At 71.2% G+C, this 18,204-nt stretch carries 18 protein-coding genes and 7 pseudogenes; 7 read left to right on the top strand and 18 right to left on the bottom strand.

Translation table 11 applies throughout. From position 1 onward, the window contains the following. Nucleotides 1-104: 104 nt before the first annotated feature. From ADL12_RS55765 to ADL12_RS36450, 3 genes and pseudogenes are all read left to right on the top strand, one after another. Complete coding sequence (locus tag ADL12_RS55765; RefSeq protein WP_208614688.1) at nucleotides 105-515, top strand: hypothetical protein; 411 nt, start codon at nucleotides 105-107, stop codon at nucleotides 513-515. Beyond that, the gene (locus ADL12_RS55760; protein WP_208614687.1) at nucleotides 512-895 is read left to right on the top strand and encodes a hypothetical protein; all 384 of its coding nucleotides are present in this window, start codon (nucleotides 512-514) and stop codon (nucleotides 893-895) included. Before ADL12_RS55765 ends, ADL12_RS55760 begins: the two co-directional genes overlap by 4 nt. A gap of 978 nt (nucleotides 896-1,873) precedes the next feature. Further along, nucleotides 1,874-2,588, top strand: a pseudogene (locus tag ADL12_RS36450) (GAF domain-containing sensor histidine kinase); the annotation flags it as partial. A 483-nt stretch (nucleotides 2,589-3,071) separates the two neighbouring features. On the opposite strand, the pseudogene ADL12_RS36445 reads toward ADL12_RS36450, so the two are convergent. The 9 genes and pseudogenes from ADL12_RS36445 to ADL12_RS36405 all read right to left on the bottom strand — a co-directional run. Further along, nucleotides 3,072-3,792, bottom strand: a pseudogene (locus ADL12_RS36445) (lipid II:glycine glycyltransferase FemX); the annotation flags it as partial. Next, nucleotides 3,789-4,379 carry a GNAT family N-acetyltransferase gene (locus tag ADL12_RS36440; RefSeq protein WP_062710670.1) on the bottom strand — a complete coding sequence of 197 codons (591 nt, stop codon included), beginning with the start codon at nucleotides 4,377-4,379 and terminating at the stop codon, nucleotides 3,789-3,791. The gene ADL12_RS36440 and the pseudogene ADL12_RS36445, both read right to left, overlap by 4 nt. Nucleotides 4,380-4,391: 12 nt before the next feature. Continuing rightward, on the bottom strand, nucleotides 4,392-5,339 hold the full coding sequence (locus ADL12_RS58175; RefSeq protein WP_341846392.1) for a pyridoxamine 5'-phosphate oxidase family protein: 948 nt from the start codon (nucleotides 5,337-5,339) through the stop codon (nucleotides 4,392-4,394). A 167-nt stretch (nucleotides 5,340-5,506) separates the two neighbouring features. After that, the gene (locus ADL12_RS55175; protein WP_167364452.1) at nucleotides 5,507-5,659 is read right to left on the bottom strand and encodes a DUF6126 family protein; all 153 of its coding nucleotides are present in this window, start codon (nucleotides 5,657-5,659) and stop codon (nucleotides 5,507-5,509) included. A 35-nt stretch (nucleotides 5,660-5,694) separates the two neighbouring features. Then, a complete protein-coding gene (locus tag ADL12_RS36425; RefSeq protein ID WP_107120114.1) occupies nucleotides 5,695-6,171 on the bottom strand; it encodes an ATP-binding protein in 477 nt (158 codons plus the stop codon). Then, entirely contained in the window at nucleotides 6,168-6,506 is a 339-nt protein-coding gene (locus ADL12_RS36420) for an ArsR/SmtB family transcription factor (protein WP_062710915.1), read from the bottom strand. The genes ADL12_RS36425 and ADL12_RS36420 overlap by 4 nt, the downstream gene beginning before the upstream one ends. Nucleotides 6,507-6,511: 5 nt before the next feature. Then, complete coding sequence (locus tag ADL12_RS36415) at nucleotides 6,512-6,706, bottom strand: hypothetical protein (RefSeq protein WP_062710668.1); 195 nt, start codon at nucleotides 6,704-6,706, stop codon at nucleotides 6,512-6,514. 170 nt (nucleotides 6,707-6,876) lie between these two features. Further along, nucleotides 6,877-7,683 carry an Acg family FMN-binding oxidoreductase gene (locus tag ADL12_RS36410; RefSeq protein ID WP_062710667.1) on the bottom strand — a complete coding sequence of 269 codons (807 nt, stop codon included), beginning with the start codon at nucleotides 7,681-7,683 and terminating at the stop codon, nucleotides 6,877-6,879. A gap of 404 nt (nucleotides 7,684-8,087) precedes the next feature. Beyond that, nucleotides 8,088-8,672 (bottom strand): Rv1733c family protein, encoded by a 585-nt coding sequence (locus ADL12_RS36405; RefSeq protein WP_062710665.1) that lies wholly within the window; start codon nucleotides 8,670-8,672, stop codon nucleotides 8,088-8,090. A 987-nt stretch (nucleotides 8,673-9,659) separates the two neighbouring features. Here ADL12_RS36405 and ADL12_RS54450 point away from each other — a divergent pair. Next, the gene (locus tag ADL12_RS54450) at nucleotides 9,660-9,803 is read left to right on the top strand and encodes a hypothetical protein (RefSeq protein ID WP_159053394.1); all 144 of its coding nucleotides are present in this window, start codon (nucleotides 9,660-9,662) and stop codon (nucleotides 9,801-9,803) included. A 94-nt stretch (nucleotides 9,804-9,897) separates the two neighbouring features. Further along, nucleotides 9,898-10,320 (top strand): Hsp20/alpha crystallin family protein, encoded by a 423-nt coding sequence (locus tag ADL12_RS36395; RefSeq protein ID WP_062710661.1) that lies wholly within the window; start codon nucleotides 9,898-9,900, stop codon nucleotides 10,318-10,320. Between the two features lie 88 nt (nucleotides 10,321-10,408). Here the strand turns inward: ADL12_RS36395 and hypE are convergent. The 9 genes and pseudogenes from hypE to ADL12_RS54445 all read right to left on the bottom strand — a co-directional run. Next, nucleotides 10,409-11,095 (bottom strand): annotated as a pseudogene (gene hypE / locus ADL12_RS58655) (hydrogenase expression/formation protein HypE); the annotation flags it as partial. 1 nt (nucleotide 11,096) lies between these two features. Then, a pseudogene (hypD, locus tag ADL12_RS58650) lies at nucleotides 11,097-11,696 on the bottom strand (hydrogenase formation protein HypD); the annotation flags it as partial. 6 nt (nucleotides 11,697-11,702) lie between these two features. Beyond that, entirely contained in the window at nucleotides 11,703-12,344 is a 642-nt protein-coding gene (locus ADL12_RS36380; RefSeq protein WP_244188173.1) for a CBS domain-containing protein, read from the bottom strand. Beyond that, nucleotides 12,241-13,659: a Ni/Fe hydrogenase subunit alpha gene (locus tag ADL12_RS36375; RefSeq protein WP_244188172.1), complete on the bottom strand. Its 1,419-nt coding sequence runs from the start codon at nucleotides 13,657-13,659 to the stop codon at nucleotides 12,241-12,243. The genes ADL12_RS36380 and ADL12_RS36375 overlap by 104 nt, the downstream gene beginning before the upstream one ends. Then, nucleotides 13,656-14,411: an NADH-quinone oxidoreductase subunit B family protein gene (locus ADL12_RS36370; protein ID WP_062710653.1), complete on the bottom strand. Its 756-nt coding sequence runs from the start codon at nucleotides 14,409-14,411 to the stop codon at nucleotides 13,656-13,658. Before ADL12_RS36370 ends, ADL12_RS36375 begins: the two co-directional genes overlap by 4 nt. A gap of 1 nt (nucleotide 14,412) precedes the next feature. Beyond that, nucleotides 14,413-15,228: pseudogene (locus ADL12_RS36365) on the bottom strand (FAD/NAD(P)-binding protein). Next, nucleotides 15,225-15,684: pseudogene (locus ADL12_RS36360) on the bottom strand (cyclic nucleotide-binding domain-containing protein). The pseudogenes ADL12_RS36365 and ADL12_RS36360 overlap by 4 nt, the downstream one beginning before the upstream one ends. Beyond that, a pseudogene (locus ADL12_RS36355) lies at nucleotides 15,681-16,840 on the bottom strand (4Fe-4S dicluster domain-containing protein). The pseudogenes ADL12_RS36360 and ADL12_RS36355 overlap by 4 nt, the downstream one beginning before the upstream one ends. Nucleotides 16,841-17,000: 160 nt before the next feature. After that, the gene (locus ADL12_RS54445; RefSeq protein WP_159053393.1) at nucleotides 17,001-17,228 is read right to left on the bottom strand and encodes a hypothetical protein; all 228 of its coding nucleotides are present in this window, start codon (nucleotides 17,226-17,228) and stop codon (nucleotides 17,001-17,003) included. Nucleotides 17,229-17,472: 244 nt separating this feature from the next. Between ADL12_RS54445 and ADL12_RS36350 the strand changes: the two genes are divergently transcribed. Both ADL12_RS36350 and ADL12_RS36345 read left to right on the top strand, forming a co-directional pair. After that, nucleotides 17,473-17,670 (top strand): hypothetical protein, encoded by a 198-nt coding sequence (locus ADL12_RS36350; RefSeq protein WP_062710651.1) that lies wholly within the window; start codon nucleotides 17,473-17,475, stop codon nucleotides 17,668-17,670. A gap of 12 nt (nucleotides 17,671-17,682) precedes the next feature. Then, complete coding sequence (locus tag ADL12_RS36345) at nucleotides 17,683-18,189, top strand: DUF1579 family protein (RefSeq protein ID WP_062710649.1); 507 nt, start codon at nucleotides 17,683-17,685, stop codon at nucleotides 18,187-18,189. The last annotated feature ends 15 nt before the right edge of the window (nucleotides 18,190-18,204 follow it).

Raw genomic sequence — 18,204 nt, 5'->3', positions numbered from 1 at the left:
CCGCCGACTGGGCCGCCCGCGACCTGCTGGCAGCCAAGCCGGCGTGGATCCTCGGCGACGCCGCCGACGTACTGCCGGAGCTGCCCGGGGGCAGCTTCGACTACGTGTGCACCTGCCCGCCGTACCGCAACCTGGAGAAGTATTCCCGCCACCCGGCCGACCTATCGGCGATGCGGTGGAAGGAGTTCGCAGACGCCTACTGCGCTCTCATCGCGGAGAGCGTGCGGTGCCTGCCGCCGCACCGGTTCGCGACTTGGGTGGTCGGCGAGGTCCGCAACTCCGTCTGCGCGATCCGCGGCCTGGTCCCGCTCACCATCGCCGCCCACGAGGCCGCGGGCGCCCGCCTCTACAACGACGCGGTGCTGATGAACACCCTGGGCACGGTGCCGATGCGCCTGGGCAACCAGTGGCGCGCGAGCCGCAAGATGGGCCGTCACCACCAGCACGTGCTCACCTTCGTCAAAGGCGACCCCAAGCGCTCGACCGCCCACCTGCGTGGCGAGGGCGCGGCATGAATGGCGACCTGCTTGCCCGCGCGCTCGCTGTCCCCGGATACACCCCGGTCGTCACACCGATCGAGGAACACGACGGGGTGCTGGTCAAACGCGAGGACGCCTGGTCGCGCGGAGGCGCCTCCGGCGCCAGGGTGCGTGCCCTGTTCACCGCAGCCGAGAGCGCGGTGGGGATCGTGAGCGCCGGCGCCCGCATCAGCCCCCAGCTGGAGCGCGCCGCTCTCGTTGCCCACTCCCCGGACATTCCCGCCCGCCTCCATACGGGATACGGCAGCGATACGTCGGAGATCGCCCTCGCAGCGGCGGCTGGCGCCGAGGTCCTGCGTCACCGACCGGGGCGCCTGTCGGTGATCCGGGCCGGGTACCGCGTCGATGCTGGGTGACTCGCTGACGAAGGCTGGGCGTGCGTGCCGTACGGCATGGAGCACCCTGCCTATCTCGAACAGGTCGCCGATCAGGCGGCCCAACTGCCTCGTGGTATTGCTCGAGTTGTCGTGCCGGTTGGTTCCGGCATCACGCTTGCCGCGATGCTTCGCGGTCTATGCCCAGTGAGCAACCCGGCCACTCTGATCGGTGTTCGCGTCGGTGGTACTCCCACGCCTGCCCTTGATCGGTACGCGCCTGGCTGGGGCGACCGCGTCGAGCTCGTATCCAGCCCGGCTGCGTACGGCGACGCGGAGCCCAACCGTCTCGGGGAGCTGGTACTCGACCCGGACTACGAGGTCAAGGTGCGCTCCCGTTCCTCTGCGTCGGCGATCTGCTGTGGACTGTGGGTCTGCGTGCCTCTGCGCCGTAGCGCGGGAGGCGTGCCGGTCAGTCGTACAGCTACCACACCGATGGAACGTCACACCGCGTAAGGAGGGGACGGCCCATGGCGTGGAGTACCAGTAACCGTGCGAAGCGACTGCCAGGCAACTGGTACGTCGTCCGGAGAGTGGTCCTGCAGCGTGACGAGCACCGGTGTACCGCGCGGCTGCGTGACGACAGCCGTGGCCCGCGGCGCGCAACCGATGTTGATCACATCGTTCCTGGAGACAACCACGACCTGGGAAATCTCCAGTCCCTGTGCCGATGGCACCACAAGCAGAAGACGGCGGTCGAGAGTGCTGCCGCTCGTCGGGCTAGCCGCGGACGGCAGCTGAGACGACGCCCAGCCGAGGAGCACCCGGGGGTGCGCCGATCGGCGGGAGGAGGAAGCGTCTGCTCAACAAGCTTTGTGGACCAACACGTTCAGTGACAGCGAGGGCTGCGCTCGACGGAGCTTGTACCGACTACCTAGTAGCACGATCCGGCCAAGCGGCCAAAGTGCGTGGGTGAGAACAGATCGTGGGCCAAGTCCGCACCGTGCGCTTGGCCCAAGTGTTTCTCGGCGCCCGCCAGAGTACGTCACCGGGCTGGGTCCGGCGGTGGCCGTTCCCATCGGCTCCGGCGAGGACGGCGTACGCGGCGTTGTGCTTCTGGTCCGGGAGGTGGGCCAGCCCGTGTTCTCCGAGAAGGAGACCGAGCCGCTGCGGGGCTTCGCGGCGCAGGCCGCGATCGCGATGGAACTGGCGGAACGCCGCCGGAACGCCGAGGAGATCGCGGTCCTTCAGGACCGTGACCGCATCGCCCGGGACCTGCACGACCTGGCGATCCAGCGGCCGTTCGCGACCGGTATGACGCTGCTCGCGCGAGGGCGACGTCGCCGGGCCCGGTCTGCGGGCGCGGGTGGTGCGCATCGTCGGCGAGGCGGCGCCGGTGCTCGGCTTCGCGCCCAGCGTGCGTATGGAGGGCCTGCTGGACACCCACGTGTCGAAGGGAATCGCCGATCATCTGGTGGCCGTCCTCTCCGAGGCCCTGACGAACATCGCCCGGCACGCCCACGCCGACCGCGCGGAGGTGGCGCTGGAGACCGACGGACGCGAGGTCCGGCTGACCGTCTCCGACAACGGCGTGGGCATTCCGCCCGAGGGGCGCCGAAGCGGCCTGCGGAACATGGCGGAACGTGCGCAGCAGTTGGGCGGGGACCTGGAGTTGACCAGCCCTTCCGACGGCGGCACCGCGCTGGTGTGGCGCGTGCCGTTGGAGGAGAGGTAAGGGCCCGGTCCGGGGCCGGGCGTGACGGGCTCCTGAAGCCCGTCCGGTGTGCCTTCTGATGCCACCCTCCGCAGCGTGGGCAGGCCGCAAGCCGGGGGCGTGCCTGTCGACGCATGGGGCCGGTCGGGACCATTGTCCGGGCCGTTCGGTCCCTGTCGGGCCGGGACTGCGCGGTGCGAGGGTGGTGCCCGGTCCAGGGGGCGGAACCCGCCTCGTGGGCGGCGCCGGCCATTCGGCGCGGGCCGCTGTGGCGGCCTCTCGGGAGGGGAAAGGGCAGAGTCGTCCCTGCCCCGTGCCGGGCCCGCGGCAGACCGACGGAACGGCGGTTTCGTCCGGTCAGTGTGTTTCCACAGTGCCGGCGGGCCCGGCGCGCAGGCCGCGAGGAGGCAACCGACGGTTTGGTCGGGCCACGGCTCAAGTGGGGCCATGTGGCCGGACGGTACGGGCGTTCCGGCCCATCCCCGCGCCGATGCCCGGACACCCTGGCACAGCGCGATCGAGTTCCGCCGCTACCTCGGCGGTCTCGACGTAGAGGTCGTAGAAGGCGGGCAGGTCTTCGTAGCCGCCCTGAACCACTGTGACGCCGGCCTTCTCCGCCTTCTTGATGTTGCGGCGCCACTGCTGGTTGAGACCCCGCTGGACCTCGTCCAGCGACCGTTCGGCGAAGGGGACCTGGAACACGTAGCGCGGCTGGCCGGCGGCGAAGCCGTCCTCGTCTCCCGGCTCGGTCTGCTGCCAGCCCATCCGGCGCAGCCGGTCGGCGATGTCGAAGGCCCGCGGCTCGTGCGTGGTCGCTTCCACATCACGCAGCCGCCTGGCCTGCGGGTCGGCGATCGCGGCCTTGACCGCCTCGGCGCTCCAGCGGCGGGCCACGACGGGCGGCCCCATCTTCACCGAGAAGGCGCCCTGCTCCTTGAGGTAGGCGAGCATGGGCTGAAGCCACTGCTCCAGGTCGGCTGCGGCCCAGTCGATGACCGGGCCTTCGGGCAGATAGGCGAGGTAGCGCTTCAGCTTGGGCAACGGCCGTAGCAGCACCAGCCCGGCCCACGAGGCGGCCCGTCTCGTCGAACCAGCCCAGGCTCTCCGCCCGGCAATCCGGCTTCACATCACCCCACGAGGGAACCTGCATGTGACTCACCGAGGGGCGGGCCGTGATGAAGCCCAGATGTTCCTCACGGGTGATCGCCTTCAGGCGATAGCTCACATGTCGCCTTGGACGAGGGAGTGCAGGTGCTCGTCGTGCCACCCGTCCTCGTGCAGCAGCGCGCTGCGCATGGTGCCTTCGAAGGAGTAGCCGGCCTTCTCCGCCACGCGGCACGACGCCGGGTTCGCGTGCGAGTGGCACAGCCGGAGGCGGTGCAGGCCCAGGTCCTCAAGGGCCCACCGGCTGACCCGTCTGGTGGCCTCGACCACGACCCCGCCACCGCGTGCCTCGGGCAGGACCCAGTAGACGATCTCGGCGCTGCCGTTTTCGAGGTCGATGTCCCCCCATCCGATCAGGCCCAGGGCTTCGCCACCGCCCGGACGGGCGATGGCCCAGATCGCGGCCTGCTCGGCCCGCCAGCGCTCTCGCATGCGTTCGATCCGCCGGCGCGCGTTTTCCGATGACTCCACGGCCAGACGGTTCCACAGCCGGATCGCGGGATCCTGGCCCGCGGTCACGAGGACGTCGGCGTCGCCGAGTTCCCAGGGGCGCAGTTCCAGCCCACCGGGCAGGCCGAGCACCGGCTGCGGATTCCGGGCCATGCGGCCGGCGGGTACGACGGGAGGTACGGGCGAGAACGAGACCATCAGCGCATCGTGTCAGGGGCTCGGGACGCCCGAAACTGATTTCCGTACCAGGCGGTAACCGCTGACGATCTCCGGCCGGATACGCACCACCTGCCCCATCTCCGCCTCGATCCACGGCGTGAGCAGCCCCTGGTAGCGAGCCAGTTCGGCGGCATCGGCCACGCGGGTCGCCGTGCCGGTGACCAGGACACTCCACCCGGTCCGGGTCACCGGATCGATCTCGTCGGCCTCGTACGCCACCACCTCGGACAGCAGCGCACGCCCCAGCAGCGCCGACCCGCCGTGGGTGCGGACGATGATGTCGCCTTCGACAACGAGGTGATTGACCGGCCTGATCGCGGGCAGCGCCTGATCGGTGAAGGCAACCCGCCCCAACTGCACGGTGCCCAGCAGGTCGAGGGCTTCGACGCGGCTCAGCTCGACCATGCGCGCGGAGACGGCCGATTCGGAGGGCACGGGGTTCACGACTCCCTTTTCTCTACCGCCACGCGGCTGGCGTAGGTGAGCCAGAGCGGATGCGACATCGATGCCGCATCCGCGGGCGTAGGCCACCAGGTGGGCTGTCGCGTCGCGGCTGGTCGACGGCGAGCCGTCCCATACGGCCAGAAGGCGGCCACACGTACGCAGCAGGCTCTCGTCCGCGCCTATACGGGCGTCGCGGTCGGCCGGGTCGTACTCCAGCAGCCGTACCTGCTCCGACAGCAACAGCAACTCCCCGGCGGCTTTACGGTCACACGCGTCCAGCACCGCGGGCACGCCGTTCTTCGAGGGCAGGACGGTCACCAGCGTCAGCCCGGCAGTACGCGCCGCCCTCCCGAACACGACCGGCAGACCCTGCCCCGCCCGCACCAGCCCGGCCTTGCTCGCCCGCGCGAAGTCGCCCAGACGCCGACGCAGCTCCTCCTCCAGCATGGCCAACGTGGGCGCGGTGAGGTCGGGGTGTCCCACAACAGCGATCACTTCCGGTGACCCTTTCTCCGTACGACTGTGACGTGGGTGGCCCTGTAAGGGCGAGCACCGTCCCGCCCACGTCACCCTCCGCAGCATGATCTTCCGGGCTCCGCCAGGCTTCAATGGGCCGCACGGGGCCGAAGCCAGGGCCGGTCGGCCCTTCCGGAAACGCCTCGCTATTTGTTGGCGTGCTCGCCCGGATAGAACAGCAGCATCACGAACCCCGCGATCAGGTGCGTGCCGAAGATGGAGAAGAAGGCGCGCCGTGCGACGCCACGCGCCTTCTGGCTCTCCGCGTCCCGGGGCTTGCCGTTCTTGGCGTCGCTCACCGTGGAATTCCCTTCTTTCGTCCTGCCGCGTCTGCCTACAGAGGGATCTCGAACCGGACGAGGACGACCTTGCCGTCGTGCTCGACGGCCGGCTCGGCGCTCAGCTCCCCGTCGTAGTCAGCGGCCAGTTCGGCCACCATCCGCAGGCCGGCGCCCATGCCCTCAAGCGTGAGATCCGGCAGACGCGGCTCGGTGTCCGCGACGCTGACGACCAGCTGGTCGCCGGCAACCGTTACCCCCACGTCCGTCAGCGGCGAGTGCGGGGCGTGCCGCAGCACATTGGTGACCAGCTCGCTCACCACGAGCAGCACCGCATCCGCGAAGGCGGACCCGGGGGCGATGCCCGTCTCGGCGAAGTGCCCGGCCACCGCTTCCCGCGCCTCCCGCACCGCGTTGGGCCCCACCCGCACCGAGGTGACGTGGCGCCGCACCGGCGGACGAACGTGCTCGACGGCCGCGGCGGGTCTGCCCCGGTGCCACGGCATCCGGAAGCGGCGGTCGTCGCTCGTCACAGGGCCGACTCCGTGCCGCGCAACTCGGCGAGCAGGTCCTGGCGGCCGGCCAGCAGGACGGACAGGATCCGCCGGGCCGAGGCCAGCAGCTCCGCGACGTCGCCGCCGGCCAGCTCGTAGACCACCGTCGACCCGGTGCGGGTGGCGGTCACGATTCCGGAGCGGCGCAGCACAGCCAGCTGCTGCGACAGGTTCGACGGCTCGACCTCGATCGCCGCCAGCAGGTCGCGCACCGGCTTCGGTCCGTCCTGCAGCAGCTCCAACACCCGGATCCGTACCGGGTGCCCGAGCATCTTGAAGAACTCCGCCTTCGCCTCATACAGGGGAACAGGCATCCCGATCACTCCCCTTCGGCTTCCGCCTCGACGGGGCCGACGTCGACCCCGTGCCGCCGCGCCACCCGCACCGCGTCGTCCAGCTCGTCCTGGGCCACCGCCACGGCATACGCGTCCTCGGCCTCCAGAGCCACTTCGAGAGCCGCCCGCGCCTGACGCACCCGCTCCAGCAGTGCCTCGGCGAACACGGACCCGCCCATCCGGGCCTCCTCCCCGACGGCCGCACTCCACGGCAACTAGTGAATTGAAGAACTCTTCAAGTCTAGTGGACGGCGAGGCGAGGCCCCGAAGTCCGAAGCTATGCGCACCACCTCGGATTCCGGAGCGGTGACTGGGACGGTGGGAAGGCCCGAGGGCGTCCGCCGGCGCTTCACTGCGCCGACAGCACCGAAGGGGCCGAACGCCGCGGGGTCGGACGTCCACGGGTGCCGTTGCCGAGGCGCAGGATCATCTGCGGGAACTGTCCGGAGGGGATCGTCGCGCGCACCGCTGTGCGCAGGCGCGGCAGCTCCAGGGGCTGGGTGCGGAAGGCGGCCGCGGCCCGGTGAGCGGTGGCGTGCAGCAGAACGCGCTGGAGGGCCTGTCCGGCGCGCAGCCAGTCCCGGCGGGAGTCGTTCTGCGTGGTGATCAGGGCGATCAGGCCGGTCCGGGAAGGCCACGTCGTCGGCGGCGACGGCATGGTGCGGGTGAGACCGAGGAAGTCCCGGTCCGGGATGGAGGTGCAGTCCGGGTGGTAGGGACAGGCGTCCAGTGGTACGCCGTCCGGCCGGCTGCCGTGGGACGCCCGCGTCCAGGAGAACAGTTCGGCGACGTGCCCGGGGTCGGCCCGATGCGTGCGCTCGGCAGCGCGTACCAGCTCCGTGAGGCGGCTCCGCTCGTGACGGGACTCCACGGTGTACAGCTCGGCTCCCTCGGCTCTCGCGTGTTCACGCAGCTCGTCGATGAGCTGCTGAGGGAGCCGGGAGGACTGGAAGGGGCCCCGGTGCGTGCGCCGCTTCCGTATGGCCTGGAACATCAGCTCCTCGTCGCCGCTCGGCCTGACATACGACCCCCAGCCGACGTGTGCGAGGTGGTCGGGGTTCCATGGGTCGGGGAGCGGGTGTACGACGGGCATGAAGCCCAGATTCCGCATCGCGAGCCGTACATTGAACAGCGCCGCACCACAGCTGATGACCATCTCCCGTCCGGCCGGTCGGCGACCGGGAGACGGCGCGCGTACAGGTCGAGTCCCGTGTCCCTGCCGGTGAACAGCCAGGGCTGGGTGTTGAACAACGAGGGCGCGGCGACGGCCGCTCGGACCAGGTAGGTCGCCGCGTGGTCGACATCGGTATGCGTTGCGTACATGGCAGTTACCGCCGTTCACCGTCGCTGACCGTGGTGCCTGCTGGTGTGTATTTCAAGGGTGCTCGTCCGCCACAGCGTCCGAGCAGAGGCCGGACGTCCCCCTGCTGAGGGCCGCAGGGGTACACATGGATCGCGACGGCCTCGTGTCGGAGCAGACGGCCGTCGGGCACCGGAGTCGCCCGCCGCAGAACAGGCAACAGGAGGGCGGAGCCTGTCGCAGGGGCAACCGGTCCTGGCTCACGAGATCTTGCGTCGCCACTGCGGTTCGACCTGCTCCCACTTCCTGCCCCACTCGTCGACGCGTCGACGGTCGAGCCGCCACCGCGCGACGCGGCCGGCGGCGTACACCAGCCCACCGAGGGCGAGCGCGGCCGAGAGGCCCAGAAGGCCGGCCTGGGCGGATGCCTCGGCGACAGTCGGCGGCGGTGTGACGAGCCGTCCCTCGTCGTCGAACCAGATCAGTATCTTCGAGCCGGCCGTGCGCCCGGAGTCCACAACTGCCCGGCCGGTGCGCGTGGAACCGTCCGACGCCGTCCAGCGGACCTTCGCCCGGACGCTGTCGTCCCGCACACCCTCCGACGTCGGCACCCTTCGCACGGTGCTCTCGACGAGCACGGCCCGGACGGCGTGCCGCTCCGCGCGCAGTTGCGCGAAGGACTTGTCCGCGGCCCGGGACGTGACCGTGCCGACGAGCGTGCTGCCCACCACGATGGCGGCCCAGACGGCCAGTACGATCCATGCCTCGGCGATGTCGCTGCGCCGTCTGAGCGGATTGCTCCGCCACCGCCACAGCCACTGCCTCGTACGCCTTTCGCTGAGCATCGGGCCGCACCTCCTCGTCGTGACAGTCAGAAGGTCGCACCCGGGAACGAGCCGCGGCAGGGGCCGACCGGACGGCGTCGCAGGGCCGTTCAGCCCTGCTGAGGGGCGGCGGAGCGGCACATCGGCGACGTACGGCCCCCGTACGGACCTGTATCGCCGCCGCGGTCGCCGCGCCTTCGATCTTCAACACCCAGCCCTGGCGCTTCCGTCTGGACCCCGAGACCGTCACACTCCAGGTCCGCGCGGCCCCGGAGCGGGGCCCGCGTCACGCGGATTCCACGGGCCGCGCCCTGCACCTCTCGGTGGGTGCGTCCGTGCTCAACCTCCGTGTCGCGGTTGCCCACTTCGGATGGCGGCCCGTCACCCGTCTGCTGCCCGCTCCGGACGATCCGGGGCTGCTTGCCACGGTCCGCCTGACGGGGTCCGCATCGAGGCAGGCCACGGGGCATCGCGCGGACCTGTACGAGGCGATCGGGCGCAGGCACAGCAGCCGGTTCCCGTTCTCCGGGCGGCCGATGCCGTCGCAGGTACGCGTGAACTCACCGAGGCCGCACGCACCGAGGGCGCCCGGCTCACCTTCCCCGCAGCCGACGAGAGGGACCACCTCCTGCGCCTGACCGCCGAGGCGGAGCACCGCAACCGGACCGACGCGGACCGTGGCGCCGAGAGCCGCCGCTGGATACACCGTGACCGGGACGAGACCACCGACATTGGACTCCCACATACGGCACTCGGCCCGCAGGACTCCCACGAGCGCCTCAGCATGCGCGACTTCACCGCGCAGCGGCACACCGACAGGCTCCCCGCCCGGCCGTTCGAGCCCGACCCCGTCATCGCGCTGCTGACCAGACTCCTCGCGCGAACACGGCAGGATCCAACGGCGGTGCGGAGGGCACCTCGGTCACGGTCTGGACGAACCGCACCGGTGGACCGGCCTCCGAGCCACCCACCGCGTCCGAGGCGAGGGTACGGGCGGAGCCGGCGGGCGTGCTGTTCGAGCTCGGTGCCGCAGGCGCCGTGCTGCTGTGCGGGCGGGTCGTACGCGCGGGTCTGGACCGGCGGCGCATGGGGGAGTGGGACGCCGACTGGGCGCGGGTCGGGCCTCGGTGGAGGAAGCGGATGACCGGCTGACAGGGGCCGATCGGGTCTGCCCCGGGGCCGGTCGGCCCACGCATGTCGCGGACCGCGGCGTGATGCTGGAAGTGGCGAAGAAGAGGAGGGAGACATGACTGGCATGATCGAGCGGCTGCCGGGCTGGCCGACACTGCCCGACCTCTTCGGCTGGGTGGAGACCGGCCTTCCCGGAGCGCACACGATTCCGGGGCTGCACGGTATCCGTGTTGAAGAGCATCTGGCGGACGGGACATACGAGCTGCGGGCCGAGCTTCCGGGCATCGACCCCGCCAAGGACGTCGAGATCACCGTCACGGAGGGCGCTGTGACCCTGCGGGCCGAGCGCAGTGAGGAGACCACGGAGAAGCACCGCACCGAATTCCGCTACGGCACCTTCGCCCGCTCCGTCCGGCTGCCCGCCGGAGCCAAGGGCGAGGAGGCGACCGCTGAGTACAAGGACGGTGTCCTGACCATCAAGGTCCCGGTCCCGGAGACGAAGACGGGTACCCGGACCATCCCGGTGCGGCACGTCTGAGCGCCATGACGCGCTGAGCCGCACCACAGGTGCGCGCCCGGAGGGCAGGTCCGGCCGCGCACCTTCGGCTGTCGACCGGAACCAACGGTCAGCAGATACGCGGGAACTGCTCTCCCAACGGCATGTCCACCACTCGCCGGGCACCGACCAGCGTCCGCAGTGTCACCCGGCCACTCGGCCCGTCCGCCAGGACGTCACCGATGCGGACCGCGTCCCGGCTCTCGGGAAGCGACCGCATCGCGGCGAGCGCACGGTCGGCCGCGGTCGGCGCGACGAAGGCGACCAGACAGCCTTCGTTGGCGACGATCAGGGGATCGAGGCCGAGCAGGTCGCAGGCTGAGGCGACCGGCTGCGGAATCGGCAGGGCGCTCTCGTCGATCTCGACGGCGACCGACGAGTCGCGGCCGATCTCGTTCAGCGCTGCGGCGAGGCCGCCGCGGGTCGGGTCGCGCAGGGTGTGGACGTGTTCGCCGAGCGGTGCGAGGGCCCGTACGAGGCGGTGCAGGGGCTGGCTGTCCGAGGCGATGTCGCTTTCGAAGCCGAGCCCTTCGCGGGTGGACAGCACGGTGGTGCCGTGCAGGCCGATCGGGCCGGAGAGCAGGACGGCGTCGCCGGGGCGGGCGAGCGCGGCGGACGGGCGCAGCGCACCGGGTCGCTGCCCGATGCCGGTGGTGTTGACGAAGACCTTGTCGACCGCGCCCCGGCCCACGCCCTTGGTGTCGCCGGTGATGACGGGGACCTCGGCGGCGCGGGCGGCCTTGCCCAACGACTGGATGGCCCATCACCGCGCACACATGCCCGGCGGCGAGGAAGGCCTGCACTTCGCAGTCGGGGTCCTCCAGCAGCGCGGTCAGCGCGGGTGGCACCAGGACGTGGCTGACCAGCATCGAGAAGTTCGCCAGGCCCAGGCGGGCCGCGTGCAGTACGGCCATGGCGTTGGCGGGCGCGGTGGTCTCGAACCCGACCGCGAGGAAGACCACCTCGCTCTCCGGCTGTTGCCCGGCGATACGGACCGCGTCCATCGGTGTGTAGACGACGCGTACGTCCGCACCGCGCGCCCGCAGCGACAGCAGGTCGGTGTCGGTGCCGGGCACGCGCAGCATGTCGCCGAAACTGGTGAAGACCACGCCGGGGCGGGCCGCAATGGCCATGGCCCGGTCGAGCGTTTCGAGTGGGGTGACACTGACCGGGCAGCCGGGCCCGTGGATCATCCGCATGCCCGCGGGCAGCAGTTCGTCGATGCCCTGCCGGACCAGGGTGTGGGTCTGGCCGCCGCAGACCTCCATGATCCGCCAGGGCTTCGTCGCGGTGCGGCGCAACTCGTCGACGAGCTGCCGGGCCGGCGCCGGGTCGCGGTACTCGTCCAGGTACTTCACCGCGGGTCACTCCGTCGCGGATCCACCGGCGAGGTGACACTCGACGTCGACCACGCCTTCGACGGCACGGGCCAGACGGGCGGCCACCGGCACCAGCGAGGCGTCCCTGATCTTCCCGGTCAGGGTGACGACACCGTCCTTGACGTCGACCCGGATCGGCTCGACGGGCGCGGGGAACAGGTAGGAGACCACCTCGCGGCGGACCTCCTCGGCCAGTTCCTCGTCCGGGCGCAGGAAGACCTTCAGGAGGTCCACCCGGCTGACGACTCCTTCGAGCATGCCGACGTCGTTGACGACAGGCAGCCGCTTCACCTTGCGCTGGGCCATGATGCGCGCGGCCTCGGCGAGGGTGGCGTCGGGGTGGACGGTGACGGCCGGGGCCGACATCAGGTCCGCGGCGCTGACGCCTCCGGCCTTCGCCAGGTCGGTCAGGCGGCCCAGCTGGGTATAGCGGCCCAGCTGGGTATACCGGTCGGGGTCGCTGTCGCGGAACTCCTCCTTGGGCAGCAGATCGGCCTCGGAGACGACGCCGATCACCCGGCCCTCACCCTCCACCACGGGCAGGGCGCTGACCTTCCACTGTTCCATGAGCTTGACGATGTCCTTGAACGGGGCGTCGCGGCCGACGGCCACGACGGTGTGCGTCATGACATCGCTCACGACGTGCGAGCTGCCGCGCATGGTGTCCTCCTCGGGATGTCAGGTGCGGTCGACCGTGAGGTCGAGGAAACGGGGCCGCGTCGTCGTTGACGATCGCCGTCTGGGCGATGCGGAGCAGGTCGTGCTCGATGGCGCCCTGGTTCTGCGCGGTGGGCGGTACCGGGCGGGCGTCGGTGACGATGCCGTCGCCGTCCAACTGGTAGCGGTGGTAGAGCAGGCCGCGCGGTGCCTCCGTCGCGCCGTGGCCCGTGCCTGCGACGGGCGGTACGTCCACGTACGGGCGGGGCGGGGGCTCGTACGCGTCGATGATCCGCAGGGCCTCGTCGATTGCGTACACCACCTCGACGGCCCGCACGAGGATCGAGCGGTAGGGGTTGCGGCACACGGCACCGTCCGCCGGGTCGCCGAGCCCGGCCTCGCGGGCCGCCCGGAGCGCCACGGGCGACAGCCGGCTGCCGCTGATCGCGAACCGGGCGAGGGAGCCGGTGAGATGGCGGCGCCCGTCGAGGCGGGAGTGCAGGGCGGTCGAGTGGGGGACCTGCTCCTCGCGGACGTGATCGAGGAACGAGGACAGGATGAAGCCGCCCCGGGCGCCGTCGATCCGTAGCACGGTGGGGGTCCCGGACTCGATCGCGTACGTCTCTGGGGCGGCCAGCGCCAGGAAGTCGGCATCGACGGCGGCGTCCGGGAAGTCGAAGCCCGCCACCCAGCGCACTGTCTCCCAGGCGTCGTCGGCGACCCGGCGCAACTGCTCGGCGAGCGGGCGGAGTTCGGAGCGCGTGGGCGCCCGATGGAAGCCGCCGACGCGCACGTTGACGGGGTGGATGGCGCGCCCGCCGAGGAGTTCGAGGAGTGCGTTGCCCGTCTGCTTGAGCCGCAGCCCCCGCTCCACCGCATCGCGGTGCGTGCGGGCGAGGCCGATGGCGCTGTCGCAGCCGAGGAAGTCGGGGGCGTGCAGGAGGTAGATGTGCAGGGCCTGGCTCTCGATCCACTCGCCGCAGTACAGCAGTCTGCGCAGGTTCCGGATCGGCGGCGGGACGGTGATGCCGCAGGCGTCCTCGATCGCCTGGCAGGCGCTCATCTGGTACGCGACCGGGCAGATCCCGCACACCCGGGCCGTGATGTCGGGTGGCTCGGTGTACGCACGGCCGCGCAGGAACGCCTCGAAGAAGCGCGGCGGTTCGTAGATCTGCAGCCGGGCATCCTCGACGGTGCCGTCCTTGACACGCAGGTGCAGGGCGCCCTCGCCTTCGACCCGGGAGAGGGAGCCGACGTGCAGAACGCGGGATCCGCGGTGGGTCACGACCGGACCTCCTTGTCGAAGGCGGCGGCGTTGAAGGTGCGCAGGAAGCGCGCGACGTCACGGTCGTCCATACCGTCGCGGTGGAGCAGCGGGATCAGGGCGGGCAGGTTGGCCGACCCGGACGGGCCGAAGCAGCCGTAGCAGCCGCGCCCGTACGCCGGGCAGATGGCTCCGCATCCGGCGTGCGTGACCGGGCCCAGGCAGGGCGTGCCGTGGGCGACGGTGACGCACACCGTGCCGCGCCGCTTGCACTGGAAGCAGACGCTGTGGTTGGGGACGTCGGGCTTACGGCCGGCCAGGAACGCCGTGATGACCTCAAGGAGCCGGCCCTTGTCGATGGGACAGCCGCGCAGCTCGAAGTCCACGTCCACGTGGGCCGACACGGGTGTCGAGGTGGCGAGGGTGTCGATGTAGTCGGGGCGGGCGTAGACGGTCCGCGTGAACTCCTCCACGTCGGCGAAGTCGCGCAGTGCCTGGATGCCTCCGGCGGTGGCGCAGGCGCCGATGGTCACCAGGAAGCGGGACTGCGCGCGGATCTCCCGGACCCGGTCCAGGTCGGAGGGCGTGGTGACCGACCCTTCGACGAGCGTGAGGTCGTACGGTCCGGGCGCCACCTGGCTCGACGCCTCCAGGAAGTGGGCGATCCGTACCTTGCCCGCGACGGCGAGGAGTTCGTCCTCGCAGTCGAGGAGGGTGAGCTGGCAGCCGTCGCAGGACGCCAGCTTGAACACGGCGAGCGTGGGGGCGGTCATGTCACAACTCCCTTACGGAGAGCAGGGATTCGGCCCGTTCCCAGCCGATCACCGGACCGTCGCGGCACAGCAGCACCCCGCCCAGTTGGCAGTGGCCGCAGTGTCCGGTGGCGCAGCGCATGTTGCGTTCCAGCGAGACCCGGATCCGGTGGGCGGGCAGTCCCCGGTGGAGCAGATCGCGGGCGGTGGCCCGGATCATCACCTCGGGGCCGCAGACATACGCCGTGATGTTCCCGGGCTCGAAGCGGGCGTCGTTCAGCAGCGTGGTGACGACGCCGACACGGCCACGCCGGCCGGCGGCGGGGCGGTCGACCGTGACCGCGCAGTGCAGCGGGCCGCGGGCCGCCGTCCAGGCGTGGACCTGGTGCGCGTAGAGGAGGTCCTCGGGGTGCGGGCGCCGACGAGGAGGTTCAGCCGCCCGTACGCGTGCGGGACGGCCCGCGCGGCGAGTACCAGGGGGCGCAGCGGGGCCAGTCCGATGCCGCCCCCGATGACCAGCACGTCCTGTCCGGCCGCCCGGTCGAGTTCCCAGCCGGCGCCGAACGGGCCGCGCATGGCGATCCGGGCGCCGGGGCGGAGCGCGCACAGTGCGGCTGACACCGCGCCCACAGAGCGGACCGTGTGGACCAGTTCGTGACGGCCGATACCGGACACCGAGACGGGAATCTCGCCCCCCGAAGGCGTACACCATCGCGAACTGCCCGGGAGCGAAAGGCGCGAGTGCGGCCGGACCCACCGGCGCGATCGCGAGACTGACCGTGTCGGCCGTCTCCTCGCGGACCCGGGTCACCTGATACGGCACGGGGACATCGGTCATGAGGGGCCTCCGCTGCCGCAGGGGGCGTACAGGTCGAGGAGCCGGATGCGGGACGCGTGCAGCCGGTGGGCGATCACGCGGGCGACCCAGGTGGCGATGGCGCGCCCGAACTCGGGGTCCTCGGCGCACATCGCCCGCACCGCGTTCGCGTCGAACTCCCAGGCCCGCACCGGATGCGTGACCTCGGCGCCCAGCTGCCACACGTACGGTGCGAAGTGCCAGGACCAGCCCACCAGTTCGCCGTGGCCCAGCGACTCGATCACGGGGGACCGGGCGGCCGGGCACATGCAGATCGAGGGCGACGACACCCGTCCGCACGATCCAGAACCGGTCGGCGCGCCCACCCTCCTCGAACAGACGGGTGCCCGCGTCGAAGGAGACCTCGCGGGCGAGGCTCATCAGCTGCTCGCGCTGTTCGGCCGGGAGGGCCGTGGTCGTCATGGTGACAGACGTCATCGCTCCTGCTCCTTCTCGTGTCGCCGTGGCCGGGCCGCCGACTCGTCGTGCAGGGCCGCGGCTTCTTCCGTGATGTCGATACCGACGGGGCACCAGGCGATGCAGCGCCCGCAGCCCACGCAGCCGGAGCTGCCGAACTGGTCGTACCAGGTAGAGAGCTTGTGGGTGAGCCACTGGCGGTAGCGGCCGCGCGGCGAGGAGCGCACCGCGCCGCTGTGGAGGTAGGAGAAGTCCAGGTCGAAGCAGGAGTCCCAGCGCTGCCACCGCTCGGCGTGATCGCCGGTGAGGTCGGTGACCTCCTCGGTGGTGGTGCAGAAGCAGGTGGGGCACACCATGGTGCAGTTGCCGCAGGTCAGACAGCGGGCGGCGACGTCGTCCCAGCGGTCGGCCTCCAGGCTCTCACCCATCAGCGTGCGCAGGTCCACGGGCGGCATGGCCCGTCCCATCCGGTTCCGGGCGGCGTCCACGGCGTCACGGGTGGTCGATTCCGTGCCCGGGTCGGCCGGGCGGTGTGGGACCCGGGACAGGAGCTCGGCGCCGGCCTCGCTGCCGACGCGGACGCGGAAGCGGTGACCGTCGTCGTCCACGACCTCCGTCAGCGCGAGGTCGAAGCCCGCGTCCGCTGCCGGGCCGCCGCCCATGGACACGCAGAAGCAGGTGGCGCCCGGCTCGGTGCACTCGGCGGCTATCAGGAAGGCCCCTGACCGCCGTTCCTGATAGCCGCTGTCCCTGTATCGGCCTCCGGCCAGGACCCTGTCCTGGATCGCGATGGCACGCAGGTCGCAGGGACGCACGCCGAGGAAGGCGTACGACGGCTGCTCCGGACGCTCTTCGGCGACCGACAGGCGTCCGTCCGCCGTACGGTCCACGCTCCACAGCCTCTCCCGCTGCGGGTGCAGGAACGCCTTCCAGGGTGCGGTCCCGTGCTGTGCGCGAAGGCCGCGCCGTCCTCACGCGGGACCAGACGGTACCGGCCGGCCTCCACCTCGGTCCCCCAGCCGAAGGGCAGCTGGTCGGCCGAGGCGAGTTCGGCCAGGATCACGGCGCCGTCCCGTACCGTCGGACCGACGACCGTGCGTCCCTGGTCGGTGAGGGCCTTGACCAGGGCGTCGAGCCCGTTCCTGTCCAGGACGGCGGCTACGGGGCTGACTGTCATCGTTCCCCTCCGCGTGCCGTAGGGGCTGCTGATCCCAGCGTGGGCGCGGGACCGGCGCGCCGCCAGGCCGGCCGGTCCCGGCAGGTGGGTCGTTCGGCCCCAGTGCCCAGGCGTCCTGCCTGCGTGCGGTCCTGCGCCGGACAGCTGCCAGGTGCCTCGGTCAGGCCGATGCCTCGTCGGCCGGAAGCCGGAGTTCCGTCTTCGCCGAGAACAGGTGGACGGCCTTCGCGTCGACGGAGACGCGCAGCTGCTCCCCCTTGCCGTGAACCTGCCGCCCGGGGACGCGGACGACGACCTGGACGACGTCCTGGCCCACCTTGGCCGTCGTGTGCAGGTAGGTGACGGCACCGCATCGACCGGGCCCTGGGCTGGACAGCCGTCGTGCCACGCTCCGGGGAACGCGTCCTCGCCCGGTGACGAGGCTCAGGAGGGGAGGACCGTGCAGACAGTGTGCGTCGGCAGTGCTGTATGCCGCGCAGGGGCCGACCGGCCCCATACGGCCCTGACCGTACAACGGCCGTTCAAGGGCCGTTCCATCCCTCTGGTCGGGCCGGTCGGCTCATGTGCTGTGAGCTGTATCGGAGTTGGCTGGTAGTGAGGGGAACAACGCAGACCAGAGGGGAACGAGGGCCATGGGTACGAGTCTCACACCGGAGTTCTGGGAGCGGTTCGCCGTTCTGCTGGTCGCGGCGATGGGGGTGACGTTCGTTCTCACCGCGGTGTTCGACGCGCTTGCCGTCCGGCTGCTGCGTCGTCGTGTGCAGCGGCCTTCGGCGCAGGCGCCGTCCCGGCCCCAGGCGACCGGTCACCGCGAGTCCGTCCGCTGCTGAAGGAGGCAGACGGTGCTTGCCGGCCTTGACAGGATTCCCAAGCCGATCGCCGCCGGACCGGAGATGGAGGTGTTGGCCCACTTCTGCCGGGACATGACGTCGACCGGAAGCGTCGAGGCGGGCGGCATGGGCCCCGGCACAACGGCGATGACCGCCCGTGGCCGGGGGATGCACCAGCGTATCCAGGGCGGTCGCTGGATCGTCGGAACGTATGAGCAGGACCAGTTCCTGCTCGACGGCACCTTCGTGCTGACGTGGCAGCTCCACTGGGTCGTAGGCTGGGACCCGGCATCCGGTGGTTACCGGGCCACACTCGCCGACAACTACGGTCACGCCGACGTCATGCGGGGGCGTATCGACGGTGATCGGCTCACCTTCGAGACGATCGGCGATCCGCCGGTCCGGCTGCGCCTGGTGTGGGACGTGACGGATCCGAAGCAGATGGTGTGGCGAAACGAGGCGTCGACGGGCTGCGGACCCTGGACGCTGGTCGAGGTGTACCGCTGCACACCGATGTAGCACCGGTATGGGAGG

Source organism: Streptomyces regalis (assembly GCF_001509475.1).
In the GTDB taxonomy this organism is placed as follows: Bacteria; Actinomycetota; Actinomycetes; order Streptomycetales; family Streptomycetaceae; genus Streptomyces; species Streptomyces regalis.
This window is presented reverse-complemented; position numbering and strand designations above follow the sequence as displayed.